Source organism: Pedobacter sp. AW31-3R (assembly GCF_052180285.1).
Classification (GTDB): domain Bacteria; phylum Bacteroidota; class Bacteroidia; order Sphingobacteriales; family Sphingobacteriaceae; genus Pedobacter.
This window is the reverse complement of record NZ_CP197475.1, coordinates 6,034,449-6,060,937: the sequence shown is the minus strand read 5'-3', so window position 1 is coordinate 6,060,937 and position 26,489 is coordinate 6,034,449. Positions and strand designations below refer to the sequence as shown.

Here is a 26,489-nt window from a genome sequence, read left to right as displayed (position 1 = left end):
TAATAATGCAAAAAAGTAGTAAGGCAAGAGGAAAGTAGTACAGTAAGAAGATCATAATAAAATTAAAAGATAGTAGCTCAATAAATAATAGCATAAACATATACGTTAAATGAAGACAACTTTAAAACATAACTTCCAGGGATATTTCGCATTTTTTTACGGGGTATTGGGCTCCCGCTTGATCTTTGATATTTTTCTGAGTATCTCAGTCAGTTTCTTGGATGGTATTGGTCTGGCGATGTTTATTCCTCTTTTACAGTCTATGGACGAAAATGGAAAACCTGGAGGGGCTGATTCCATGGGTAAGCTTCATTTTTTTACCGATCTTTTTGATCATGCCCACATTCCATTGAATATTTATACGGTACTGATAGCCCTGGCCTTGCTGTTTATATTTAAGGGGGTATTAAAGTATGCCCAGTTAAGGAGCCAGGTTTCCTTGCGACAAACTTTTACAAAAGGTGTTCGTTATGAGTTGACCTCAGATTTACAACATTTGAGTTATGTTGGTTTTATTAAACAGGATGCTGGGAAGTTGCAAAATATTATCACCACTGAGGTTCAGAAACTGCACCTGGCTTTACTGCATTACCTGAATTCGGTGAGTGGGGTGGCCATGTTATTCACGTATGTGGTGATGGCATTTCTGGCGAATTGGCAGTTTGCCTTCCTTGTTGCCATTGGATCTGCATTGTCTAACCTGATTTTTAGTGGAATTGTGAAAACTATTAAAGCGGCATCACTCAAAATTTCTGGTAAGGGCAATGTGTTCAATGCCTACCTGATTGAGGCGGTCCATTATTTCAAATACCTAAAGGCCACAAGTCAGTTTAAAGGTTTTTCTGGTAAGATCCGTACGGTCATTGATGAAACCGAGGTACTTGATCGCCAAATTGGCAATAATCAGGCGATTACAGCGAGTATTAGGGAACCATTGGTAATGCTGATCGTAGTGATTGTGATAATTCTTCAAATCAGGTGGATGGGAGGAAACCTCAGTTCTATTATATTGAGTTTATTGTTGTTTTACAGGGCGCTGTCCTTCCTGATGGATTTTCAGAAGTCATGGCAGAATTTTATTCAGAATATTGGAGCCATGCAATCGGTATCTGACCTTTCGGAGGAGATGAAGAAAAGCAGGGAAGTACAGAGCGAGGTTCCATTCCCAGCCTTCCGTTCGGTAATGGAGATCAAAGACCTGAAGTTCAATTATGGAGAGAAGACGGTACTGAACCGGGTGAACATGACGATACCAAAGAATCATACCATTGCCTTTGTGGGGGAGAGTGGATCTGGAAAGACTACCATGGCGAATATGATAACGGGTATTTTACCGCCTGCGGAAGGAAGTATTTCATTTGATGGGGTACCGATATCTGCTTATAATCTGGATTCTTACCGGGAAAAGATTGGTTATATTTCCCAGGAAGCAGTGATTTTTAAAGATGACGTGTTTAACAATATTACTTTCTGGGCTCCATATAATGAAGAGAATATCAGGCGTTTTTGGGAAGTGATTGAACTGTCGTCATTGACTGAGTTTGTGAATAATCTGGCTGATCAGGAGAAAACCCCGCTGGGAGATAAAGGAATGCTGATTTCCGGAGGACAGAAGCAACGTATTTCCATTGCCCGTGAATTGTTTAAGCGGGCCGATATTCTCATCCTCGATGAGGCTACCTCTGCACTTGATTCGGAAACGGAGATGATGATTCAGCAGAATATTGAGAAGCTTCAGGGAAAATATACGATGTTTATTATTGCACACAGGTTATCGACTATTAAGAATGCGGACATGATCTACGTGATGGACAAAGGGGAGATTACCCATAGCGGAACGTTTGATGAACTTATCGCTGCATCACCTCGGTTTATGAAAATGGTTTCCCTGCAGCAGTTATAACTGGATTCAGTGGAGGGGGGGATCTTTAGGGATTTGTGATAGGGACTTAAAGGTGGTATAGATTAAAGTAATAATGATTTCAAGGCTTATGAAAATAAATATCAGGTGTAAAACTGTATTGATGATTGGCATTATCGTTTTTTATGATCAGGCTGCGGTTGCTTCAGAGATAGCTGTTCCCCCAGTGGTTTATTCGGTTTCGGATACGGCTGCTATCAGAGTTATAAAAACAACCACATCGGCAAGATCAACAACAGTAAAAGAGGAAGCAACACCAGCAACTACTCCTATCCTTAAAGGTATCCTTTCAGATGGTACCTTGAAAACCGGGGTTCCTTTTCCTGTAGGGGCTGCGGTGAAAATTAAGCCGCTAAGAAATAGTGCCGCCTACCGTAATGTCCTGATCAAACAGTTTAGCAGTATTACTGCAGAAAATGCAATGAAGTTCGGATCCTTGCATCCCTCAGAAAACGTGTACCGCTGGAAGGATGCGGATGAAATTGTAGCTTTCGCGATTAAGCATCAACTGAGGGTGCATGGGCATACCTTGCTCTGGCCAAAATCCAATCCGGAATGGGTAAAGAAATTTCAAGGGGACAGCGTGGCCTGGGAGGGACTTTTAAAGCGACATATCCAGACGGTGGTTAAACATTTTAAAGGTAAAGTGGCCAGCTGGGACGTAGTGAATGAGGCTATGGGAGATGATGGTAGGCTGAAGAAAAATATATGGTTACAGAAGTTGGGGCCCGGTTATATAGCAAGGTGCTTTCAATATGCCCATGAAGCTGATCCAAATGCTATTTTGTTTTACAATGATTACGGACATGAGTATAGCGCTAAACGGCGAAGGGCAATTATCTCGATGGTAAAAGATTTGAGGAATAAAGGGGTTCCGATAGATGGGCTTGGGTTGCAGATGCACACAAAGCTGCGCATAGTTGACAAGAAGATTCAGGATGCGCTGAAAGAAGTGGCCGCTACAGGATTGATGATCCATATTTCTGAACTGGAAATTACTGTTGGACATGGTTTGCCAACGGTATTTCAGTTGACTGATGATTTGAACCAGCGTCAGGGTCAGAAGTATAAAATGATTTTTAAGGCATACAGTACTATTCCAGCCAGACAGCAGTTTGGTATTACGACCTGGGGAGTGGGTGATCAGGATTCCTTCAGGAATGCGAAGCTTAAAAACCATGAATATCCGATTTTATTTGACCCTGATTATCAACCCAAGGCAGCTGTTAAGGCAGTCTTAAGCATTTTTTAAATGTAGTATCAGTTGATGTAGGTTGATATCAATTTTATGCTTTAATGTTCCTCGGGAAAACGTCTTTTTACCAGTCTTGAAATGACAATTCCAACAATCAGTTTTGTCATCAACCCCGATCGGCGTAACAATGTCCTATTGATGATCAACGGAAGCAGGTAGGTGAGAACTTTGGCAGGAACATTTGTTTTTCTGTCTATTTTGAGGTAGGATAGAGGATCTGTTGGCGTTAAAAAGCTTGCTACCGGAGAAGTGATCAATGTTCTTGGTGCTTGCCTAATAATTTTTTTACTCAGAAAAGCTTGGTTTCCTGCAAGGATGGCTTGCCTGGCTTTGAGTTCCTCTAAGTTATTGATATCGTTGTATTTTTTCATAGCATTCGTTTGATGGAGTAAATCATCCTCATTAGGATTCATTGTCCTGGATGGAGTTGTTCCCGGTTTCTATTTCTACTTCTTTGGTGGTAACTGCATAATGTGACGGATGAATTTCTGATCCGTACGCTATGGCATACGCTTTAGTAAATTCTGCACCAAAATAAAGGATGATGGAAGAATAGTAAGTCCACAGGAGCAGGATAACCAGTGAACCAGCAGCGCCATAGGTACTACCCACATCGCTTTGCCCAATGTAAATGGAGATACCAAATTTACCCAGCATGAAAAGCAGGGCGGTAACTACTGCTCCATAAATGACATCACGCCATTTGATCCGCGCATCTGGCAGAACTTTAAAGATTACCCCAAAGATGAGTGATACCACCGCGAGAGTGACGATCTGGTTAATGATGTAAAATAATACGACTGATATATCCGCAAAACGAGCTTTCAAGCTGTTACTGAAACCATCAAGTATGGTAGTAATACCTAGCGAGACAAGGAGCAGGAAAGCCAGGCTGATGATGACTGAAAAGGAAAGAAACCGGTTCTGTAGCATTTTCAACCAGCCGCGTTTGGGTTTCGGTTTTAATCCCCAGATGGTATTGATGGAATCCTGGATATCTCCGAATACGGTTGTTGCACCTACCAATAGGGTGACAATTCCAATAATAAACGCTACAGTGCTTTTGTCGCCAATAGCGGCTTTACTGACAATGTCCTGTAACTGCAGGGCGGTTTCTTTACCCATGAAACCGGCGAGCTGCCCGTAGATTTGTCCCTGTGCGGCTTCTTGCCCCAGGAAAATACCACATAGGGAAATGATGACTACAAGTAAGGGTGCCATGGAGAAAACAGTGTAATAGGCAAGTGATCCGCTAAGCTTGGTCACCTTATGGTCGCCAAAACCCGTGAAGGAATTTTTCAGGACTTCCCAAATGCCCTTAAAGGTAATTTTTCTATGGATTCGATGTTGCTCATTTTTGTGCTGTTGTTGATTTTCTGTTGCTGCCATTGTGTTTTTTTCCAGGGAGTGTACGTTTAGTTTTTCTGCTATTTTTTTTGTGTTTTCAGGCTTTCTTAGATTTTCTGCGCTGTCTTCTTCGTCTTGTTCCTGCTGCCGGTGTTGTTTTACAAAATAGCGCTGGATGGTGATATTCCTGATATAGCTTTCAAAGGCATTCTTTTTCCATACAAGAAGATAACCCGTTAAGGTGAAAAAGAGGACTGCACAGCCAAAGCCAGCTGTGTAACTGCCGAGCAGTTGGGAAAGGTAGAAAGCTAAGGTTATTGTAGAAGCGAAAAATGCAATACATAGGAAAAGCATCATGATGGTATTGGTCATCAGGTCTGCTACCAGCCTGGCTGTTCTCTCTATTGCGCTTAGTTTTGCACGTTCCAGGTAGATGGTTATATATTCTTTTACATCGGCCCACAGGGCGCTCAGGTGGTTAGGTTGTTGTTTTTCCATATGCATAGGTCTGTTTGTTTAACCGATGATTTAAGAAAAGGTTTCCTGCTGGTGTTTTTATTCCTGAGGGTTGTGGGTTCTGTGAGCTGTTTTTAAGTTATACAATGGAGAAATTTTGGGCGGTGAAAATAGTTGGCTGCTATCCATAGTGCTGATAAGCCTGGGAAAGATCTTTCAAGTCATCTAACTGAGACTTACTTCGGAATTTTTAAGGTATAGTTGTTTTCTTTTGTTAATTATTTGAATGAATAAATTAAATTTGCAGAAAATATATCGATATGCGTTTCAGACACTCTAAAATTGTTGTCTTATCATTATTTGTGATGAGTTTATTCATGATAATTTCATGTAAAAAAAGTAACGAAGAACCAAAGCAGGAAACTAAAGTAGATCGTCCTATAAATTTAGCGGCAACTAAAGGAGCCTTTGGACAACGTATAGTAGTCACCTGGACACCACTACCTACTGCTAAGAATTATCAGCTGTTCAGGTATGATGAAAGCAGTGATAAGTATAATTTAATTGCTGAAGGTGCTGATACCCTTTATACTGATTTGACAGTTTTTGAACCCTATAAAAAGGTTTTTTACAAGGTAAAGGTGGTGAATAGTACTACTGAATTCAGTGATTTTAGTGATGTGAATTATGGATATACCTCTGGGCGTACTTTTAGTAAGTATTTTTCTTTTGGATATGAAGGGACGGCTCCTGGGCTATTTGAGTTTGTGATGCATGTTGAAGTTGATCGTGAAAACAATATCTATACGAGTGATGATGGCAGCAATAGGGTGCAAAAATTTGACCGTAATGGAAATTTCAAAGAGATTTTCTTCGAAGGGAATGGTGCGCGGGCAATTGCATTTTTAAAAAATGGCAATACAGTGGTCACGAGAACTCAAAGCAGTTCTTATGTACTCATCCTGGATGCACAAAAAAAGGTAGTAAAACAGTGGGGGACTTATGGAACTGGTAATGCGCAGTTTTCTAACATAGAAGAAATTACAGTAGATGATGAGGATAACATTTACATTGTGGATGGGCAAAATAATGCGGTGAAGAAGTTTGACCAGAATGGTAATTTCCTGTTAAAATTTGATGCAGCAGTCCGTGTTAGCGACCAGATTGAAAAGGCTTATCCATACGGTATATGTTTTTATAATGGGAAACTGTTTGTGACTTCTACAAGGAATCACCTGATTAGGGTGTTTGATAAAGAGGGTAAATATCTTAAAGCATGGGATGCCGGAAGTAATTGTTATGCCATTAAAGCATTTAAAACACATTTATATATCAACTGTGACACCCATGTGCTGAAAACAGATGAGTCTGGAGAGATAAGGGAAAAGATTGGCGAGGGGGAGTTTTATAATCAAATAACAGGGCTGGCTGTAAATAGTGATGAGGAAGTTATTGTGAGTGATATATATGCCCGTGCAATAAGAGTGTTTAAGCGCCTATAGTAATAAATAGTCTCGGAATAGCCGAGGATGGAATGAGCTACCAGGTGTGAACAGGGTAGCTCTTTTTATATATGGCCTTTGGCATGAGATTTTCTTAGCCCTGCATCTTAACTATATCCTGCATAAACCAGCTGTTTTTATTGGGAATGCTTTTCTTTACATAGCTTTATACTTCTGGCTACCTATACCTATTTTTCCTGAATAGTTGGTAATTTCTATTTAGAATTTTAAAAATAATTATTAATAAAATATTTTACTTTTATAGGAATTTTAAAACGTTTTATGTTTATATTTACCATACGGTAATTGAGCTATGAAGTTCAGTGCCGGATTAAATTGTAAACTGCATTTGATCAAAGAAACTTTGCCTGAACAGACCTACGAATCTATAAGGACGCAAAGTTACGGATGAAAAGAATGCCCGGTTTCTGTATCTTTGCGGCTATAGAAACATGGGCGCTCCCCGTATTGCGTGCTTTAGAGAACTTGTTCTCTTCCCTTCGTAGGGGGTGTTCAGGCGTACGGGGAGCCTCCATGTTTTTTTATGACCCTTCCCGGGTTTCCTTTGTTTTAATGCCATAAAGATTAAAGCAATGGAAACCTTTTCAACTCCTGTTTATTTCCTTCTCCTGCTTCCGGATGCCTGCCATGAGCATTCCGCATCCCTATTCGTTAGGCTATGTGGCCTGTCCCCACCCTTTCTTCTATTTTGTACTGATGGCTGATCTTGCAAGGTTTTAGCCTGCCCAGCCTTTTTCCAATTAATTTCTACACTTAACATAAGGATTTGATCCCCATGGGATCGCTATGCCCAAAAAATTACGACAATGGATAAATATAAAAATGCAGAGATGGAGCTTGCCGCTACCATTATAAAGGAAAAAATGAATGCCGAGTCGGTTTTCTGCTTCGGCGAAGCCACAAACCATAAAACCTCCTGCTCATTCTTCAGCAGCCAGCAGCGAAGGTATTTCAACTCCATGCACTATGATTTCCTGGTGGTTACCTCAGCTAAAACAGGACTGAAGCCCGGGAAGAGGATGAAGATAAAGGAACTGATGGTGCAGGAAGAGGTGGACTGCACACTGGTTGTACACACCCTGGAGGAAGTAGAGCAGGGATTGAAGGATAACAACCGCTTTTTCCATACCGTGATCAATACCGTGGAACATGTACCTGGGCATGATAAATTATTGGCTGGGCTATTCACCATCCCCTTTGATAAGGAGGCAGACCAGGAAGATGTACTGCAACGCAGCCAGGCCTTTTATGCGGACATTGAAGCGTATGAACAGCTCCGCTATTCCAGCCAAAAACCCCATATCTGTGTTCCGCTGATCAGCCGGCAGCTGGAGAAAGTCTGCCTGTGGCTTATCTACGTGATGATGGGCTATGAACCACAGGGCTATACCCTGAAAGGGCTGGTCAACCTCTGCACCGGCATTGACCGCCGTTTCGAAAAGGTTATCCCCAGGATTACCGAGGCCGACTGTTACCATTATAAAGTGCTCATGCAGGGCGTATGGAAGGGGAAATATGGCCGGGACAGGGAGCCGATCATGGAATACCTGCACAAGGCAGTTGATGATTTTAGCAGCCTTGCCGAAGAGATTTGCGGGAGCAGGCTACTGATGGTGTCCAATCTTGTTAAAAAAAACCAATGCATAATAAATTAAATCATGAATATTCAAACTGAACTGATGGCCATGGCCATTAACTACATCAATGAGGTGATGGAAGCCGAGCACATCTACTGTTTTGGCTCCAGGTACCTGCAACAGCAAACCGAGTCTGTTTTTGGAGACCTGAAAGGATTGAAGAGGGCTGTCCATTTCGACCTGCTGGTGGTGACAGACAACCTTTGTCCACGCCCCGATTTTATTGGCAGGCTGGAAAACATGGAAGAAATGGAGGTTACCGTCTGCCTCATGGTGTGTACCCGGGCGGCACTGGATGATGCCTTGCTGCACAATAACCGTTTTTACCATACAGTGATCAGCAAGGGCAGGTTGGTATATGGTAAAACAGGAACCGCAGCCCTTCTGCCTGCGGGTTTTGATGAAGAACGTGACCTTGAGGCCATAAGGGCTTACAGGGAGAATTGTGCGGCCAGGGGAGCGAAAAGTGTATTTTCTACAATGAACTACAAAAACATCTTCAATTTTTCTGCCATCCCGCTGTATACGAAAAGCTTGGTAGAGGTTTGCAGGGAGGTCGTTTATGTGTGTATGGGTTATGAACCTGAGGGATATTCCCTGGAGCAGCTGCTGGACCTGTGTGACAGCATTGACCCAAGGTTCAATGAATTGATTCCAAGGTTTACCCAAAGGGATATTTTCCATTACAAGGTGCTGTTGAAGGGATCCTGGAGGAAAGGCAAAGTGAATATGATGGAGCCACGTATGTTGGATCTATACGATTGCTGCGAGAGGTTTATTGGCCATGCCGAAGCGGTATGTGCCCGGAAACTAGAGTCGGCTGTTGAAGGATGAGGCTGTTGATGATAACCCGGAATAGGCGGTGTGATGATGGCCTGCCTGTTCCAGGTTTTGATACATTGTGTCTGTGTTAGATTGCTGAAAAGAGCATGATGGTGTTCCCTCGTCTTTAGAGTGGATTATCATTGAGTATTTAATTGTTGTTTACACTGGTTGTGTTAAAATTTCATAAACGTATTTGCGGTTTCTTATTCTTTTGGTAGTTCATTAACCTTGTCTGCAAATGAGTATAGGTTTGGTTACCCAGGGCAATAAAACAAATGCTGATAAATCGGATGAATACATTCTATAGGTCTTATTTGAAGAATAGTATGGTTGTAAGTTAAATTATTTCATTTCTGTTATGATTTTTAATATGGTAAAATGAATTTAATCATTCTTGAAGCTGAAGTTTTATGATTATTTTTGGAGAATTGACACAATATTCTACTTATTTATTTAGGCAAACCATTGGTTGATTTATGGAAGAAATATTTTCAATTATATATGGCAGATGGCTTCTCCTCGTCTGTGGTTATAGTGTTAGAAAGATTCAGCTCTTTTTTAGGAAATTATTTATTGTCAAAAATGAGATTAAAAAGGGTAATGACAAATCGTTAAAAATAGCTTTTAACGATGATCAAAATATCATCCCCGGATTGAGTGTTATTCTGCTTCTTGTCGCATTTTTTGTATATGTAGTGAATAAATAATTTGTTCCAAAGGGTTCTTATGCCATCATTAATGCATAGTATGAATTTTATTATTGCAAGCTTATTATTCGTTTATTTCTTACTTAATGGTGCTATTTCCTCAGGTTTCTGGTGACAATTTTGTACCACAAGTTACCGTGTAAAGTTAATAAATACTTCGGATAAAATAATTAAGTCTAGTAGGTTGCCTGTAGCGCAATCTCCTTGCCTGCACTTTCTTCAGTGAGTAATTTAACATTAGAACCATCCGTTTTCGCTGTATAAATTGCTTCTGTACCTGTTAAAGTTTTATAAACGGCGAAGAATAAGACATCAGCCTTTGCATTTGCCATTTCTTCACTTTGAAGTACTGTGCCTGCAGGTAGGGATAAACTGATTTGATGTTTATTGCTTCCATCAGGCTTTACCGACCATAGTTCGTTGGTGGTTGATCCTTCTTTTCCATATATAATGGCATTTTCTGGACTTAAGGATTGTAATCTTAAGGTATACTCCGGCGTTTCGGTAGCCACTGCTGTTACGCCCGATCCATCCAGATTACATTTGTAGATGATATTGGCTCCGCTGCTTATGTTGGTGCCAATGAAAATAATGGTGTTTCCATCTGTAGTTACCTTTGCCAGCTCTTCTTCTTCCAGAGATATCCCTGCAGGTAAGGCAATGTTTATTTTATGGTTGTTACTTCCATCGAGGTTTACCGACCATAGTTCCAAACTTGAAGGATATTGAGTGTACAATACGAAGTTGTTATTTACTACAGCCTGTAAGCCTGTGGTAAAACCGGGGATATCAAAAATTTTGGTAATGTTTGTTCCATCAATATTGCACTTGTAAATGCTGTTATTGTTGGTGACGGTGCTTTCTGCCAGGAACACCAGGGTTTTACCGTCGCCACTTACTTCGGCAAGGTCTTCATAGGCAAGTTCCATTGTGCTTGGCAGCGAAATAGTAAGCTGTTTTTTATCGGTGCCATCTGCTTTGATAGTCCAAAGGCTGTTTGGATTGTTTCCATTGATGATGCGATAGATGAGGATTGGCGTGATTACCGTTTCTTCTGGCAAGGGAGTTACAGGAGAGTCGGATTTTGTACAGCTGGTCTGGAAGAGTATAAGGGTTAAAATAGAGGTTGTAATCAGGGCTTTTTTGAAGAGGTTGTTTTTCATGGTGGTTATTTTTGGCATTTGGTTGGGGAGGGTAACATTCACCTGAGCAGGACTTAGGGATGGGTGTTTACCTTTGTCATATTTTAATTGTTTTAAAAATACAAGAATTATAGTCTATGGGAAATACTTAGATGTAGGTATTTTTTATATAATGAATTGCACAGATATGCACTGGAGGAGGGGAAGTTGCCTAAAATGATGGGCATGATTCGTTCTGTTATCTGATGTTGTTATTTTACGTTTGTGTCCGCTTTTTTAATTTTAGTGCCTGTTTCTCTACAAGGTGCCAGGAGGCATAGGCGAAGATAAAAGCAATAGTTGCACTTAATATGAAATGCGTATAAGGATTCAGTGCAGGAATTTTTGCAGCTATGGTTTGCTGAATGGGGAAGGCGAAAATGTATAAGCCATAAGAGAAGTCGCCATTTTTTGCGAAGTTCTTTAAGCTTTTGGTTTTTATAAAACCTGCAAATAGCAGGAAATAACTGAATGTAATTCCTGTGATGATTGCCCCTGGATAGGGGTTAGGATTTGCGTAGATGTTGAGGACGAAAGTGGAAAGCGCAAGTATAGCCAGGTATTTGTTGAGCACAATTTTTTCCCTGCAGAGGTAGGCCAATGACCCAATGGCAAAGTAAAAGATATTTACCGAAATTCCCGTTAGCCAGAATAACAGGATCACAAAAACGAGGGCTATGGTTGCTGGCATGTATTTTTTTCTGAGCATGAGTCCGATGGCAAGGACTGAGGCGTAACATCCTATTTCGTAAGGTAGAGTCCACAGGCTTCCATTTACCGTTTTTGGGTAAATGTTGTTTTCGAATACCCCCGGTAAAAAGTACTGTGTTTTTATGGCGGAGATGTTGACGATGTATTTCAAGGTAAGTGGATGCCAGAAGTATTCAGGTATTGGTAAAGTGGTGAATAGTGGTCCCAAAAGAAGAATGGTTAACCCTATGGTGATGACCAGGGCCGGGTATATTCTAAGGATTCTGGCACTGATGAACCGGCGGGTGCTGGAGCTGCGGTGGAAGCTTTGGGTGATGAGGAGTCCGCTGATGATAAAGAATATGGCAACGGATAGGGTACCAAAATCTACCCTGCCTGAGGAAAAGTTAAATAGGGGGTCTTCTGCAGGAGTGCTGAGTTTGAATGAATGCGAAAATATCACCGCCAGGGCAGCATAAAACCTGATGAAGTCAAAGTTGTTTTCCCTGCCTTTTAATGATGCCCCTATGGTTTGGTTCATTGGTGAACGTTCATTTTTTGACTGTCAATTGTGTGTTTATGCAATTGACTGTTCTCAAATATAAGGGAAATTTTTGCGGAAGGCTGACAGGGGAAAATAATTATATCGGAATTTCAGGGATAAAGTTTTATTCATACTGGTTTTTTACACTGTATCCTGCTTCTTTTAACATCCTTTCTTTGATGAAGTAGGTGATATCTGACTGCATCATGTCTTCCACTAATGCGCGAAGGTCATATTTTGGCTCCCAGTTTAACTTTGCTTTGCATTTTGCCGGATCCCCGATTAAGAGTTCTACTTCGGTGGGACGGAAATAACGTTCGTCTACCGCTACAACTTCTTTTCCGGTGGCTAACTGGTAATCTGGATTGCTGCAGCTGATGACCAGTCCTTTTTCCGCGATTCCTTCACCTGTAAATTCTAGTGTGATGCCTACTTCCAGGAAGGCCATGCTGATGAAGTCCCGAACGGTGGTGGTGATACCGGTAGCAATAACGAAGTCTTCAGGCTGGTCCTGCTGCAGAATTAACCACATGGCTTCTACGTAGTCTTTTGCATGGCCCCAGTCGCGGCGGGCATCTAAATTTCCGAGGTATAGTTTTTCCTGCAGGCCTAAGGCTATTTTGGCTGTTCCACGCGTGATTTTCCGGGTGACAAAGGTTTCGCCCCTTAATGGACTTTCATGGTTGAAGAGGATACCATTGCAGGCGAATATCCCATAGGCTTCACGGTAGTTTACAGTGATCCAGTAAGCGTATAGTTTTGCTACCGCATAGGGAGAGCGCGGATAGAAGGGGGTGGTTTCTGATTGGGGTACAGCTTGTACCATACCATAAAGTTCTGAAGTGGATGCCTGATATAGTTTTGTTCGATGTACAAGTCCGAGGATGCGTATGGCTTCGAGGATTCTGAGTGTGCCGATGCCATCTGCATTGGCAGTGTATTCAGGGGTGTCAAAACTCACCTGTACATGACTCATGGCGCCAAGATTGTATATTTCATCGGGCTGAACCTGTTGGATGATTCTTATCAGGTTAGTGGAGTCGCTTAAATCACCATGATGAAGAATGAAACGGATGTCACTGTCGTGCGGATCCTGGTATAAATGGTCGATACGATCGGTGTTGAATAAGGAACTGCGCCTTTTGATACCATGTACTTCGTATCCTTTTTCTAAAAGCAGTTCTGCTAAGTAGGCCCCGTCTTGTCCTGTGATACCGGTGATGAGTGCTTTTTTCATGGCGATGAAGGTTGAGGTGAATAGGATATAATTATAAATATAAGACCCCGAATAGTTAGAGGAAAGCCCAGATGGTCTATTGTGCAGCCTTTACTCAGTATTGCCTGATTATGTATAACAACCTGTGCAGTTTGGGAAGTATCTTATGTATATATTTCTGGGCAAATGTAGGCGAGAGTAAATGATGGAAATATGGGGAATAAAAAACATCTCTTGCTAGCGATTGTTATCGCCTTATCAGACCTCAACTGATGATTCAAACTCAAATACAGCTAACTATGGAAACCAAATCAACATCTGCACCAAAATTCAGCACCAAGACCTCTGGGAGAGCTGAGCCAGCATTACTGGAATTATTTACAGACAGCATCAAGGATATCTATTGGGCTGAAAAACATCTGGTTATTACGTTGCCAAAGATGAAGGAGGCCGCGACTTCAAAGGAATTAGCTGCTGCTATTGATGAACACCTGACGCAAACCCAGGGTCATGTAGCCAGACTGGAAGGGGTGTTTACCCTACTGGGAGTAGCACCACAGGCGAAGAAATGTGATGCAATGGAAGGTTTGGCGAAAGAGGGGGAGGGGATTGTTGAAAGTACAGAGGCCGGAACGGCAACAAGGGATGTGGGAATTATCCTGGCTTCACAGAAAGTGGAACATTATGAAATCGCTACCTATGGCGGTTTAACCCAGCTTGCCACAACACTGGGCTTGGATGAGGTAGCAGATTTGCTGGCTCAGACCCTGGCTGAAGAGAAGGATGCCGATCTCATTTTAACAGAGGTGGCCGAAAATAGTGTGAACTATAAAGCAGCTGAAGAAGCTTAAACAAACATGATGATGAAGAAGAAAAATACACCGCCAAAATCGGGTACCGAGACAGCAATAGATAAAAAGTTACAATTACCGGAACAGGAAACTGCCAAGACGATAAAGCTGGAAGAATTCACTGCAGACGGTACTGATGAATTAATGACAACGAACCATGGGGTGAGGATCAATGACGATCAGCATTCCCTGAAAGCAGGGGAACGGGGATCTACCTTGCTGGAAGACTTTATCCTCAGGGAGAAGATTACACATTTTGATCATGAACGTATTCCTGAGCGAATTGTCCATGCACGAGGCTCGGGTGCTCATGGAGTGTTCAAGTTGTATAAATCGCAGTCTGCTTTTACGAAAGCTGCATTTTTGAATGATACAGAAACGGAAACACCAGTATTTGTGCGCTTTTCTACCGTTGCAGGATCCCGTGGCTCTACAGACCTGGCAAGGGATGTACGGGGTTTTGCTGTGAAGTTCTATACGCAGGAGGGTAACTTTGACCTTGTCGGTAATAATATGCCGGTGTTTTTTATTCAGGATGCAATTAAGTTTCCTGATCTGGTACATGCAGTGAAACCAGAACCTGATAATGAAATGCCTCAGGCTGCATCTGCTCATGATACGTTTTGGGATTTTATTTCACTGATGCCTGAATCTACCCATATGGTGATGTGGCTGATGAGTGACAGGGCTATTCCGCGCAGTTACAGGATGATGGAAGGTTTTGGGGTTCATACTTTCCGTTTTATCAATGCAGAAGGGGTGTCGAGCTTTGTGAAATTCCATTGGAAGCCGGTTTTGGGAGTACATTCGGTGGCTTGGGACGAAGCGCAGCATATTTCCGGTAAGGATCCTGATTTTCACCGCCGTGATTTATGGGATGCTATTGAAGCAGGTGCCTTTGCAGAGTGGGAACTGGGAATTCAGGTGGTTGCTGAGGAAGATGAGTTTAAATTTGATTTTGATCTGCTCGATCCGACTAAGCTTATCCCTGAAGAATTGGTGCCGGTAGAGATTATTGGAAAGATGACACTGAACAGAAATCCGGATAATTTTTTCGCAGAGACGGAACAGGTGGCTTTCCATGTCGGACATGTTGTGCCCGGAATTGATTTTACCAATGATCCGCTGATGCAGGGCAGATTGTTTTCTTATACTGATACCCAGTTGATCCGTTTGGGAGGGCCGAATTTCCATGAAATTCCGATCAATCGTCCTGTAGTGCCAGTACATAACCATCAGCGCGATGGACATATGCGGCAGACGATTAATAGGGGAAAGGTAAGTTATAATCCCAATTCTCTGGGTGGCAATGACCCTGCGCAGGTGAAAGCGGCCGACGGAGGTTTTGCAGTTTATCCGGAAAGGATTGATGCGAGAAAAGTGAGGGCAAGAAGTAAGAGCTTCCTGGATCATTTTAGTCAGGCAAAGTTATTTTTTAATAGTCAATCGGAACCGGAAAAGAACCATATGATTGATGCATTTACGTTTGAACTGGGCAAGGTGAAGACCGTAGCGATCAGGGAACGTATGCTGGGTATTTTATCTTTGGTAGATGAAGGACTGGCTGCAGAGGTGGCATATGGACTCGGACTACATGTTCCGGAGCCGGAACAGCCCCTGAATAAAAGCTTCGGAGCAGATGAGGATCCGTCCACCTATGAGTCGGTGTTGCGTGAAGGATCACTATCCGCTTCTACTGCTTTGAGTATGGCAGGAACAGTGAAAGATAGTATCCGGAGTAGGAAAATTGCTATTCTGGCGGCAGATGGGGTGAATGGTTCTTCTTTGAAACATGTAAAGTCGGCCCTGGAAGCGGAGGGCGCCATAGTGGAAGTGATTGCCCCAAGATTAGGTGGGATTATTGCCGAAGATAATTCAATGCTTGCTGTGGATCAGTCATTCTTAACCGCAGCATCAGTTTTGTTTGATGCGGTATATGTACCCGGAGGAACGAATAGTGTGGCAACAATTGAGGCTGAAGCGAATGCTGTCCACTTTCTAAATGAAGCTTTCAAGCATTGTAAAGCTATTGCAGCAGATGGAGAAGCGATGCAGGTGCTGGAAGCTACGTATTTCAGCAGAAAGTTACCTGCTGATTTTAAAGAGGAGACGGTACTAAGGGAAGGGATTGTTGTAACTGAGGATTCGAAGAAGTTGGCAAAATTGTTTATCAAAGCGATTGCTCAACACCGGTTCTGGAACCGGGAGAATCCGCGTAAGGTTCCTGCTTAAAGGCAGGTAAATAAAAAAATAGGGAGCCATGAAATTTTTCACTGCTCCCTATTTTTTTATTTAGCCTGTAGCTCTCTGCCTGCTGTCATGCCAGGATTCGAGTATTTCAATAGCTGTTGTATTCCCCTGCTGCGCTGCAAGATCAAAAACAGACAGCCCCCGATGGTCAAGGATACCCATATCTGCACCGGAATCCAGTAACAATTGTATGAGTTCATGTCTTCCGAATATAGCAGCGAACATGAGTGCGGTACCACCATTTCCATGCTGCAGGTCCAGATTGGCTCCCCGGTCGATTAGTAGTTTTGCGATGTCCAGGTACCCTTTAAAGGCAATGCCCATTAAAGCGGTGTTTCTCCCACTATCCTGTGCATCAATGTGTGCACCGGAATCGAGTAGAAATTCCGCCGCTTCATACCTGTTGTTGTAACAGGCAATGATCAATGGGGTATACCCTTTTTCATCACTTACATTTAAGTCGGCCTGCTGATTAACGAGCTCTTTTAATACTTCAACGTTTCCTAACCGTGCAGCGTGAATGGTCACTGCCGCTAAATTGGTATTTTGCATGTCTGACATAGGAGTAGATATATGGGTTTCAACATCTCAAACCACCTGGTTGTTTAGGAAATCTGATATTTCTATAACATATATGCCTGATCCTGAAAGTTGTGTGTCTTGCATGCTGTCAGCAAGGGAAAATATAAATTGGCAGTACCTGGAATGTTAAACTGCTCCGGCAGAGGTGTCATAAAAACTGATATCGCCCCATGCACTGCTGCTGTCTGTATTACCTCTTCCTGCAAATCCAAATTTGGTATTAGTGATTAAGTCGTTGTCAATAACGGATGCCTGTAATACTCCATTGATGTAAACCAGGATCTTATTTCCATTAAAAGCAATTTTTATGAAATCACCGCTTGTTGCCGGAACACTATTGATGATCGCAAGCGTAGAACCCACCCCGTTGATTGACTTTCTTAAAGTCCAGTATGCCGTATTGGTATAGGAAAGGAAGAAGGTATTGGCAAGGTCTAGGGTTCTGAATGCAATCGCCATGTACCTGTCATTTACGGTACCTGATGTTTTAACAAGGGTAGCCGTAGCTTCTATGTATCCATTTGCTGTTCCTTCAGTTAGTAGTAAAGTAGTGTTAGCACCAGCTGTGGCTTTTGCACGTGATGCAGAAATACTCCACACCCCAAGACCGTCACTGCTCGTTACTGCCCATGTGCTTTCAATCTGTCCGTCAGTGGCAATACTGCCGTCTAAGGTCGCTGCTGTTCTCTCAAATTTATCCGCTACCTGTGGGCTTTCTGTAATGATCATCGGTATACTGTCAATCTCAAAAATGTCTCCGGAAAGGACAGGTGTTAAAAATGATAATGTTCCTGCAATTGAATCATAATATACCTGACCTGACGTGATGTTTTCAATGGCAATTGGTCTGAAAGGAATGGAGTCTTTTGTTACTCTGGTAGGTCTTCTATTGAGTAATTCCGGAATGGCAATGGTATATAAACCGTTGATAACAGGAACATCGAGAGCAGATTTTGTCCAGGTTTGTCTTAAATCAAGTTTAGCAGCAACGGTTAGGACTGTTTCATCGCCTGTATTTATTCCCTTTACCTGATTATATTGTGCCAATGCTCCATAACAGCCAATAATGGTTTTGGCAGTTGAGTATCCGGCGGGTGTTCTTAGGGAAGAACAGCCGAGGTAAGTGCTCGTATTGGTCATTATCCAATCCGGTGTTGTGGGATCGATAGATGCGTTTTTACTTGTACTGCAGGCAATAAACATGTTATTGGTTGAAGTGCCTTGCTCAAGAATATCCTGACCATTTTCCCCGGATCCACTTTGGAATCCCCAACAGTCTACAAACTTGTTGGAAGAACTATTGAGAATGTGCCAGCCCAGATAGCTGTTTGTGTCAGCATAACAGGAGGAAATTTGACAGAAGCCTGCTCCACCAATATAAAATCCGATTCTGTTAAGTAATGCATGGCAATTGTATAAAACCATTGAACCATGATTAGATGTCGCAAATCCTGAAGATCCGTTATGCTCGGAGAAGACATCCATAATATTCACATCGTAATTTGTTACGTTGACCCCGTTTCCTAGTGCTCCTCTAATTCTTCCAAATCTTAATGTTGCTTCCAGCGCGGTAAGGTTGATTCCATGGCCCTGAATGACGCCACCTATGTAAAAATGTTCTACAGCAGAACGTAAGCCATTAACTTGTATGCCACCCGATTTATTGGTAGCAGATCCTGTAATCACAATGTTGTCTATTCTGCAAAACTCTCCGTCTATACGTATCAAAGGATGATATATGCCACTACCAGGTGCAGTTTCAAAATTTGAATCATTTGCTGCCAGTAATTCTGAACCGTTGAAATTCAACACCTGACGGGGTCTGGATAGCACCAATGTCTGCTTTGTACGGTATTCCCTTCTGCTTCCCTCGAAAATCATGTCGCGTCCAAGACTAATGATTGCCTGTAATTTAGCGCCTTCATCTGTTCCATTGCCCATTACACCGAAATAGGCGGGTCTGTGCATGCCATCAAAAATCCTGACCCATCTGCCTGTTGACACACCGGTAACCTGTATAACGGTTCCTTCATTATCATTATCAGTGGAGGTTGCACTCCATCTGAATTCTCCTGCGCCTCTGTCGCCTGATACATAATAACCAGAGACAAATACGCGGTCAGCTTCTGATAAGCCTGGAATAGTTTTTAACTGGGCAATGCTGGTAATGGATTTCAGGTATCGCTGGTCTAATTTGCCATGCTCATCTAATGCAGGTACTCCTGAAGGAGCATCTTTTTGTGATAATGGAATGGTTTCTTCCAGGTTGGCAATTTCTCTTACGATATTGTCACTTCCTTTTGTCTTGATCCTGTTCGCTGACCCTAGGGCAATGGAGCCTGCTGCATCTGTGGTGAAGATGTCTTTAATTGGAATGTTGAGTTGTTCTGTTACGGTAACTACTGCTTCTGTCATGGGGTGATAATTAAATTTATTTAAGACTCGTATTAATGATTGTACTTTGTTGTTTTTCAAAGGTGTAGATCTAAAAATTCGATTCAAAACCACTATTCCCAGCAATAGGAAAACTGATGTATTCAATAGACTAATCTATCTATTGATGAGAAAATACCTTTGTTTGTGAGTGGATTATCTGAGTAGATAACAATAGGGATTCCATGTTTTTAGGACACCCTGGAATTGCCTGATTAGGATCATGGCATTATTTTATACCTTTTTACTTATTGGCGCCTCTAACCGACCGCTAGTTATGCTTGGATATGATATTAGTAAATCAGGATTCGTATAATTAGTCGGGCTGAACCTGTTGGATGATTCTTATGAGGTTAATGGAATCGCTTAAATCATCATGATGAACAATTTGCACACTATTGCCAAATGATGTATAAGGTGTTAGATTTTAAGCCTCCAATACCACTTCCTCAATTGTCACGGTTGTTATTTTGGACTTGAATAGATAAGGTTGTTACTTCTTCAATTGGAATTTTTACAATGTTCGCTATGATAGCATGCGATAACCCTATTTTTAACATTTCAGCTATAATCTCGTTCTGCTTTTTTAATTCGCCTAGCTCTTCCCCTAGCTTTATGCCTTGCTCTTTCCCTAGCTCTTTCCCTTCCAATTTTGCGTCTTCCAGCATACCTTCCAATACTACTTCTTCAATTCCCATTGGCATTACTTTTAAATTTGGTGGATAATGCATTCACTTCTTCAATTGGTAGCTTTATAGTAAGCGCTATGATTTCATCAGGGAGGTTCGCTTTTAACATTTCAGCTATAATCTCGTTCTGCTTTTCTAATTCACCTATCTCTTTCCCTAGCCTTATGCCTTGCTCTTTCCCTAGCTCTTCCCCTTCCAGTTTTGCATCTTCCAGCATACCTTCCAATACTACTTCTTCAATTCCCATTGGTATTACTTTTAAATTTGGTGGATAATGCATTCACTTCTTCAATTGGTAGCTTTATAGTAAGCGCTATAATTTCATCAGGGAGGTTCGCTTTTAACATTTCAGCTATAATCTCGTTCTGCTTTTTTAATTCGCCTAACTCTATTCCTATCTCTTCCCCTAGCTTTATGCCTATCTCTTTCCCTAGCTCTTTCCCTTCCAATTTTGCGTCTTCCAACATACCTTCCAATACTACTTCTTCAATTCCCATAATTGTAAGTTTTAAATTTAATTTATAAATTTCTTTATCAAATGTAATGCTAATTTCTTTATTTAGGATAATGATGTATGAATTTATGAAAATAAGTAACTTTTTCTTATTCTCATAACTCAGGTCTGTTCTGCCATAAACGATTTTAAAGAGCTCCAGTTTCTTCATCATCAGTAACTGATCGCGTTTTATTCCATCCTGAATGTTTCTGCCCAGGTTTACTATTCTGGAAGTAAGGATAATGATGGCAAAAGGATTAGGGTTAGCCAGTAGCTCTTCGTCTGATTGTGACGATACTTTATAGGTATTGTACCGGTAATACAAAAGGTTTCCAAGTTCGGCAGATTTATAGATGCCAGATCTTTTTTTATTGGTCACTTCGGTAAAGATAGCACAACTGATAACGACATTCCCGAATTTGTCACGTCCGCGAAGGTTGTAAGTGATCATTCTTGAATCAAAATTTGGGTTATACTTATCCTGTACTTCGAAGTGGAAGATCAGGCAGTCATCTTTAGTTTTTCTGGTATAGAATTTTATCAGCATGTCGGCTATTTTTATTCCGGATTCAGCTTCACCTGAAGTTTCAGTAGGAATAAGTTCAGTGTTGAGAAACTCTGGCTTTCGCTCCAGATCAAGTGTTTCATAGTCTTTGGGATAAAAGAACTTTATTCCGTCAACAGGAAAATCATTAAATACACTTTTCCACATTTTATCTTTTCTATCAATCATGGCGGAAGTTTACTGCCGATTTTTCAATAATTGTTTATTTAAATAAAATTATCATAAGTATACTCCTTACAAACAGCAATGGATTTCGCAATTCTTGAATGCAAAAATCAATAAAATCGGATTGTGATATTTTATAAACATTAAACCACCGGAGGTAGCTTGAAGACCAATGAACAACAATAAGAACTACTGAAAACCACCGGAGGTAGCTTGAAGACCAATGAACAACAATAAGAACTACTGAAAACCACCGGAGGTAGCTTGAAGACCAATGAACAACAATAAGAACTACTGAAAACCACCGGAGGTAGCTTGAAGACCAATGAACAACAATAAGAACTACTGAAAAATTAATATTTACTGATAACAAAGAATGTAATAAACCGTAATTAAAGACGGTTTATTACATTCTTTGTTATTAATGAGAGGTGTGTGCCTGTAACCGGATGTTAAACCTGTAGGTATCTGATAAGATGACAATGGGTGTCCAGCCTTTTAGGACACTCCTAGAGTTGTCTGATTAGGGTCACTGGATTTTTTTATACCTTTTTACTTATTGGCGCCTCTAACCAACCACCTGTTATTCTTTTCTATTAGCTGACCCTAGGGCGATGGAACCTGCGGCATCAGTGGTGTAGATGTCTTTAATTGGAATGTTGAGTTGTTCTGTGACGGTAACTACTGCTTCTGTCATGTGGTGATAATTTAAAATGAAATGATATATGGTGGGTTTGGAATGTTATTTCATGATACCAGTGGTGTTACCTGATTTTAATAATCCTGTAAACAGCGAGGTAAGGCTGCATATTGTTATGGTACTGATCTCCGCCTGTTGATCCAGTGGTTCTGTTTGTACCACCGGGAAGCATGACATCTCTGTCGTTTGCATTATCACTGCGGCCATTGTTATCACCAGGATTAAAGGGGTGGGAGTGATTTGGCATTTCTGCAATAGTTAGGCGGTGTTCCTTTTCTCCACCGGTTGTACCATTGCTGTAAACTGTTTGAATACCTCTCAGGAGGTCAGTGTAAGTCCCGGCACCAATGAGCACACGACCAATACTGCCCGGAGTGCCATTGTTGCCATTGTCCAATGCCCAATCTGCATAGCGGGCTGTAATACCAAGGCCGCTGTTGTCAAAGTTTTGCAGAAAGGAACCATCAAAATCGTAGATGTCTTTGTACTCACCTTTTACTGCATAACCTGCGGCAGTATCACGGATATAGGTGGCCAGGGTATACAATTCTGTGTTTACTGCAATTTGCTTGATGGTTGTTCTGTTACCAATGATCGCTTTTACTTCAGTATAGACTGGTTTTTCTATGCCATCACCGAAGGTTCTGGGGTCGGTTGAAACCGGTGCATCTTTAACAAAAGCCTTCGTGAGGTCTGCTGCAACATTACTGGCCCCGTCGAAGCGGATAACTTCGCCTCCGACAAATACCAGTCCCGCGGCGATATTCACCGTGCCATTGCCATTGTTCAGTACCTCACAGCCGCTAAGTACCATATCCTGTCCCAGTTTGCCGAACATGGCGTTCGTAACGGTCATCAATTCATTCTGCAAGGTCAGCATGTAATCCATCTGACGTGGATAGCCACCTTGTAATGTCCTTAAATTCTTCATTATATAATTTCTACTTTAAAACGTTTACTTGCTAATTTGTATTTATTCACATAGGCTGTGATGGTATCTGCCTGCGCGGTAAGGACAGCAGGAATTCTGACGACAAAATCAAACTGATCTTCATATTCTGTCTGCATGAAATCGTAGTCGGCAGGTAGATGTGCTTCCCCTGACAGGTAGTCGAAAGTATCAAATGATCCTTCCAGCTCCAGGTAGACGAAGGCCTGATTGATATAGTCGGAAAAATGACTGATATAAATCGATTCGTTATTGTATCGGTCTCTTAGCGATCTCGTGAGTCTGATGACCTGACTATTTGTAGTGGCTTCTCTTAACATCGCTGTGCGGTAAGTTAAAAACTGTTCATAAAGCCAGATCAGCGGAAAGAGCAATATGGTAAGCCATGCTGTTTGTTTCGGCTTCCATAAGAAATAGGGAGTAAGCCACTTTACAATCTTCTTTAAATCAATGTCAAAAATCATGTGAGGTAATTTATTTGAGTACTTAATGGATAATCTGGATCGACCTTGAAATAGCCCGACTTGGCAGCATATCTGCTGCTGAATGTTTGATAAGGGTCGCCACTTCCCTGGGCAGCGGCTTCCAGAATTTCGACCTGATCGTTGACCACGGCGGGAACTGACTGGATGGCATCAATTAGTCTATTGAGATACAAGACGCCGTCAAACTGTATATTCGCCAGGTAATTGGTGACCGCAGCCTCAACGGCGGGTTTGATGAGGTTGATATCGCCGTTGGCATTGTAGTATACATTCAGCTTTATTCTGACCAGATCTGCCGCAAGACTTTGTACTGTAATTTGTGTGCCCGCAGGTCTGATGTCGCTGACGTAATCTACCACGCCATTGATTTCATCGGCTGTAAGCACAACAGGTTCGTTTCCCGATTGCTTGGCTACTTTGATCTGTACTTTCCCACCGTTATCGGTTACGCTGCAGTACTTGATGATCTGTTTACTTGTATCCGCTGCGGGGTACTTGTAAACATTGTTGATAAAGCTGAGTAAATCGCCATGCTGATAGCCTTTGATCTGATTGTACCACCAGGTTAATGTTCCATACTGGTTATTGTCGATAATGAGTTGTACCGATGCTTTATAGGCATCAAGCGCCACTTCGAAATAATAGATGGTCATTACCGTAATAAATATCCACAGACGCCATATAGCAGTATTGCTAAGGCTGTTTAATGCGCTTAATTCTGTTTGTAGTTCTTTCTGGGCGAGCATTTGTGCCCTGATTTCTTCTGGTGTCCTTGCCATTATCTTTCTGCGTTTATTTGTATATCTTCAAATGAATTAATTTGTATGAATGCGTTTGCATACCCGTCATACTGAAGTTGCACCCTGCATTTTTGTTTAAGCTCGTCTACCTGTGTACGGTTGAAGCCGGTTTTCATGTAGCTGATGATGTTGATACCCGTTAGCGGGCTTTCCCTGAAGCTCCCTTGTGAAGCAAGAAGGATCAATTGCTGATGCTGATCTTCTGCATCGCCTACAATAAAATCTCCTCCCTCAAAAGCCAGGTCTAAGTTGTCGTCCAGTAATATGTCTTTCATTGTTTTATAGATTTGTTTTCCAAGTCGGCGAGTTTGGTCATTTCGATAGCAGAAGGCCCTAACTTATCGGACAGGCCGGAGATTGCTGCTCCTGACATTACTCCCAGATGTTTGTGTACTTTAAAATCGGACAGTAGCCCGTTTACTTTCTCTTCCAGCTGATTGATTTTGTCCAGCAGTGGGTTGATTAATGGAAGGCCGCCTTGTTTGCCGCCATTCAAAGTCAATTCGGGTGTGGATAATTCCATTGTTCCTTCCTTCGTATTGAGCAGCAGTTTAAACTCAGACCCTGCATCGCAGGATAGCTTATCTATTTGAGTACATGCCACCACAAAGAGGTCATCTTCACTATTGTTAATTTGCCCTATGATAACATAGCTGCCCACAGCAGGATAGGTGACTATACCCATGGTGGTAAAGTCTGCCTCCGGCACGATAGGTTTTAACTTTACTTCCTCCAGAAGAAGATCCTTATCGTCATACAGAATAACGCTGCAGGTCATTTCCTTCTCATTTACCTGCTGTACAATAGCCAGTTCCATGGTGGCATCGAAGCCTGTGCTTTTCTTGGAAAGTCGTTGGATTGCTCGTTTTAAGTCGCTCATGCTGTTTTGGTGTCTAAGGTGATTTGTCTCCTGAACCCTCCTGTGCCAAAGGTGGTATTCACGGATTCAATTAAATAAGATCCTTCCCGTTCAGGATATTTTTTGTCGTTCATGACGGCGGTGAAACCGGGTTCTGTGTAAGGGATACCAAACGTTTTAAAACTATTTTTATACTTGTTTCCCTTCAGCTTTTCAAATTCCCGCTTTACATTTTCCTCAAGGGTTTTTTGATTTATATTGTTATATTTCCTATCTGTATTTTTCCCATCAGCATCGCCAATTACATGTTCAATGATCTTCCCGGTGGATAATTTGCTGATGCCGGTGACTTTTATCTTCAGGGTATCATTGATGATGTACTCCAGATCATTCTCAATTACGTTTACATTAAAGTCATAGATAGCCCGTTGACTGAGATCGGTTTTAGTGGATGTAGCCGTATTAAAACCGGCAACCAATACGTTGTCACTGTCGAAATAACACCTTATTTTCGCCTTGTTTTTCAGGCTTTCCAATACTTCGGCCGTACTTTGTTTTTTAATGACAAAACTGTCTAATTTATGATCTGGAACACGGATTCTGCCTTTATAGACGTACCTGATAATCTCTGCCAGCTGTACGTTTTTCCAGGCTTTGCTGAAGGAGTTTTGTTTCAGTATCCACATCTCGTCTTCACAAAATATTTCCATCGGCGTCTTGGCACCCAAACGCGCGATATACCCGGTGAATTCTGTCCGCAGCTCGCCATTATAACCCAGTTTAACCACTACTGTTGAACCACGTTTCAAAATGGTGTTGATGTCTCCCTGTAATACCAGCAACTTTCTGGGCAATTTGATGTTACAGGTTTTGGTAAGGGCATTTAAACTTTTCTGTATCTGCACTTCATTGACGAAATCGAATTCGAGCAATTTGCCGCTAACAGGATTGGTGATAGCAATATGTACGATTGGTTTAAGCATGTTTTCCTGCATTTAATTCCAGCCTCTTGAACCATTGTGAAACGGTAGTGAAGGCTGTACCTACCAGAAAAGCATAAAACATTTTGTCTACCCCCTCAATGTCGAAGCCGATGAGCCGCTGTAAGCCGGCAGAGATCAGTACATTGGTGAATCTGAAGAGAATGAAGGCCATTAACAGTCCCAGGATAAGATCCCTGAGGTTGTCGAGCACCAGGAATTTCCAGGAGAAATTGTAGGGTGTGTGTTTGCTGAGCTTGTCTCTTTTTTTTGCCCCGTTGAGTAACCTGATGGCTACGCCGATTAAGGCGAAGACAAAACCGGCAAGATAAATGACCAGATCCTGTCCTCCTAAAAGCTGTTTCATGAATAGTTGTTCCATA

The 26,489-nt window shown here is 41.8% G+C and carries 24 protein-coding genes; 7 read left to right on the top strand and 17 right to left on the bottom strand.

Features of this window, described 5'->3' with window-relative positions; all coding sequences use genetic code 11:
• Positions 1 to 109: 109 nt before the first annotated feature.
• Together ACSBL2_RS24710 and ACSBL2_RS24705 are read left to right on the top strand one after the other, a co-directional pair.
• Positions 110 to 1,903: an ABC transporter ATP-binding protein gene (locus ACSBL2_RS24710; protein ID WP_442589223.1), complete on the top strand. Its 1,794-nt coding sequence runs from the start codon at positions 110 to 112 to the stop codon at positions 1,901 to 1,903.
• 88 nt (positions 1,904 to 1,991) lie between these two features.
• Complete coding sequence (locus ACSBL2_RS24705; RefSeq protein ID WP_442589222.1) at positions 1,992 to 3,173, top strand: endo-1,4-beta-xylanase; 1,182 nt, start codon at positions 1,992 to 1,994, stop codon at positions 3,171 to 3,173.
• Between the two features lie 41 nt (positions 3,174 to 3,214).
• Here the strand turns inward: ACSBL2_RS24705 and ACSBL2_RS24700 are convergent, their stop codons facing one another.
• Entirely contained in the window at positions 3,215 to 3,547 is a 333-nt protein-coding gene (locus ACSBL2_RS24700; RefSeq protein WP_442589221.1) for a hypothetical protein, read from the bottom strand.
• A 31-nt stretch (positions 3,548 to 3,578) separates the two neighbouring features.
• On the bottom strand, positions 3,579 to 5,021 hold the full coding sequence (locus ACSBL2_RS24695) for a YihY/virulence factor BrkB family protein (protein ID WP_442589220.1): 1,443 nt from the start codon (positions 5,019 to 5,021) through the stop codon (positions 3,579 to 3,581).
• A gap of 278 nt (positions 5,022 to 5,299) precedes the next feature.
• Here ACSBL2_RS24695 and ACSBL2_RS24690 point away from each other — a divergent pair, with 278 nt between their 5' ends.
• The 3 genes from ACSBL2_RS24690 to ACSBL2_RS24680 all read left to right on the top strand — a co-directional run bounded on the left by ACSBL2_RS24690 (position 5,300) and on the right by ACSBL2_RS24680 (position 8,973).
• Entirely contained in the window at positions 5,300 to 6,481 is a 1,182-nt protein-coding gene (locus ACSBL2_RS24690) for a hypothetical protein (protein ID WP_442589219.1), read from the top strand.
• Between the two features lie 827 nt (positions 6,482 to 7,308).
• Positions 7,309 to 8,157 carry a hypothetical protein gene (locus tag ACSBL2_RS24685; protein ID WP_442589218.1) on the top strand — a complete coding sequence of 283 codons (849 nt, stop codon included), beginning with the start codon at positions 7,309 to 7,311 and terminating at the stop codon, positions 8,155 to 8,157.
• 3 nt (positions 8,158 to 8,160) lie between these two features.
• Positions 8,161 to 8,973 carry a hypothetical protein gene (locus ACSBL2_RS24680; protein WP_442589217.1) on the top strand — a complete coding sequence of 271 codons (813 nt, stop codon included), beginning with the start codon at positions 8,161 to 8,163 and terminating at the stop codon, positions 8,971 to 8,973.
• A gap of 874 nt (positions 8,974 to 9,847) precedes the next feature.
• On the opposite strand, the gene ACSBL2_RS24675 is transcribed toward ACSBL2_RS24680, so the two are convergent.
• The 3 genes from ACSBL2_RS24675 to gmd form a co-directional block, all read right to left on the bottom strand.
• On the bottom strand, positions 9,848 to 10,834 hold the full coding sequence (locus ACSBL2_RS24675) for a DUF5050 domain-containing protein (RefSeq protein WP_442589216.1): 987 nt from the start codon (positions 10,832 to 10,834) through the stop codon (positions 9,848 to 9,850).
• Between the two features lie 235 nt (positions 10,835 to 11,069).
• A complete protein-coding gene (locus tag ACSBL2_RS24670; RefSeq protein WP_442589215.1) occupies positions 11,070 to 12,083 on the bottom strand; it encodes an acyltransferase family protein in 1,014 nt (337 codons plus the stop codon).
• 127 nt (positions 12,084 to 12,210) lie between these two features.
• A complete protein-coding gene (gene gmd, locus ACSBL2_RS24665) occupies positions 12,211 to 13,323 on the bottom strand; it encodes a GDP-mannose 4,6-dehydratase (RefSeq protein ID WP_442589214.1) in 1,113 nt (370 codons plus the stop codon).
• 278 nt (positions 13,324 to 13,601) lie between these two features.
• On the opposite strand from gmd, the gene ACSBL2_RS24660 reads away from it, so the two are divergent.
• On the top strand, positions 13,602 to 14,153 hold the full coding sequence (locus ACSBL2_RS24660) for a YciE/YciF ferroxidase family protein (RefSeq protein WP_442589213.1): 552 nt from the start codon (positions 13,602 to 13,604) through the stop codon (positions 14,151 to 14,153).
• A 12-nt stretch (positions 14,154 to 14,165) separates the two neighbouring features.
• Entirely contained in the window at positions 14,166 to 16,385 is a 2,220-nt protein-coding gene (locus tag ACSBL2_RS24655; RefSeq protein WP_442592254.1) for a catalase, read from the top strand.
• Between the two features lie 60 nt (positions 16,386 to 16,445).
• Here the strand turns inward: ACSBL2_RS24655 and ACSBL2_RS24650 are convergent, their stop codons facing one another.
• From ACSBL2_RS24650 to ACSBL2_RS24595, 12 genes are all read right to left on the bottom strand, one after another.
• Complete coding sequence (locus ACSBL2_RS24650) at positions 16,446 to 16,964, bottom strand: ankyrin repeat domain-containing protein (protein WP_442589212.1); 519 nt, start codon at positions 16,962 to 16,964, stop codon at positions 16,446 to 16,448.
• A 147-nt stretch (positions 16,965 to 17,111) separates the two neighbouring features.
• A complete protein-coding gene (locus ACSBL2_RS24645) occupies positions 17,112 to 19,400 on the bottom strand; it encodes a hypothetical protein (RefSeq protein ID WP_442589211.1) in 2,289 nt (762 codons plus the stop codon).
• Positions 19,401 to 19,867: 467 nt separating this feature from the next.
• Positions 19,868 to 20,116 (bottom strand): hypothetical protein, encoded by a 249-nt coding sequence (locus ACSBL2_RS24640; RefSeq protein ID WP_442589210.1) that lies wholly within the window; start codon positions 20,114 to 20,116, stop codon positions 19,868 to 19,870.
• The gene (locus ACSBL2_RS24635) at positions 20,106 to 20,354 is read right to left on the bottom strand and encodes a hypothetical protein (RefSeq protein ID WP_442589209.1); all 249 of its coding nucleotides are present in this window, start codon (positions 20,352 to 20,354) and stop codon (positions 20,106 to 20,108) included. The genes ACSBL2_RS24640 and ACSBL2_RS24635 overlap by 11 nt, the downstream gene beginning before the upstream one ends.
• A complete protein-coding gene (locus tag ACSBL2_RS24630) occupies positions 20,344 to 21,336 on the bottom strand; it encodes a hypothetical protein (RefSeq protein WP_442589208.1) in 993 nt (330 codons plus the stop codon). The genes ACSBL2_RS24635 and ACSBL2_RS24630 overlap by 11 nt, the downstream gene beginning before the upstream one ends.
• Positions 21,337 to 22,097: 761 nt before the next feature.
• The gene (locus tag ACSBL2_RS24625; protein ID WP_442589207.1) at positions 22,098 to 22,964 is read right to left on the bottom strand and encodes a hypothetical protein; all 867 of its coding nucleotides are present in this window, start codon (positions 22,962 to 22,964) and stop codon (positions 22,098 to 22,100) included.
• On the bottom strand, positions 22,964 to 23,446 hold the full coding sequence (locus tag ACSBL2_RS24620) for a hypothetical protein (protein WP_442589206.1): 483 nt from the start codon (positions 23,444 to 23,446) through the stop codon (positions 22,964 to 22,966). Before ACSBL2_RS24620 ends, ACSBL2_RS24625 begins: the two co-directional genes overlap by 1 nt.
• Entirely contained in the window at positions 23,443 to 24,246 is an 804-nt protein-coding gene (locus ACSBL2_RS24615) for a baseplate J/gp47 family protein (protein WP_442589205.1), read from the bottom strand. Before ACSBL2_RS24615 ends, ACSBL2_RS24620 begins: the two co-directional genes overlap by 4 nt.
• On the bottom strand, positions 24,246 to 24,542 hold the full coding sequence (locus ACSBL2_RS24610; protein ID WP_442589204.1) for a hypothetical protein: 297 nt from the start codon (positions 24,540 to 24,542) through the stop codon (positions 24,246 to 24,248). The genes ACSBL2_RS24615 and ACSBL2_RS24610 overlap by 1 nt, the downstream gene beginning before the upstream one ends.
• Positions 24,539 to 25,147, bottom strand: coding sequence for a hypothetical protein (locus ACSBL2_RS24605; protein ID WP_442589203.1), 609 nt, complete (start codon positions 25,145 to 25,147; stop codon positions 24,539 to 24,541). Before ACSBL2_RS24605 ends, ACSBL2_RS24610 begins: the two co-directional genes overlap by 4 nt.
• Entirely contained in the window at positions 25,144 to 26,109 is a 966-nt protein-coding gene (locus ACSBL2_RS24600; RefSeq protein ID WP_442589202.1) for a hypothetical protein, read from the bottom strand. The genes ACSBL2_RS24605 and ACSBL2_RS24600 overlap by 4 nt, the downstream gene beginning before the upstream one ends.
• Positions 26,102 to 26,488 (bottom strand): hypothetical protein, encoded by a 387-nt coding sequence (locus tag ACSBL2_RS24595; protein WP_442589201.1) that lies wholly within the window; start codon positions 26,486 to 26,488, stop codon positions 26,102 to 26,104. The genes ACSBL2_RS24600 and ACSBL2_RS24595 overlap by 8 nt, the downstream gene beginning before the upstream one ends.
• Between the last annotated feature and the right edge of the window lies 1 nt (position 26,489).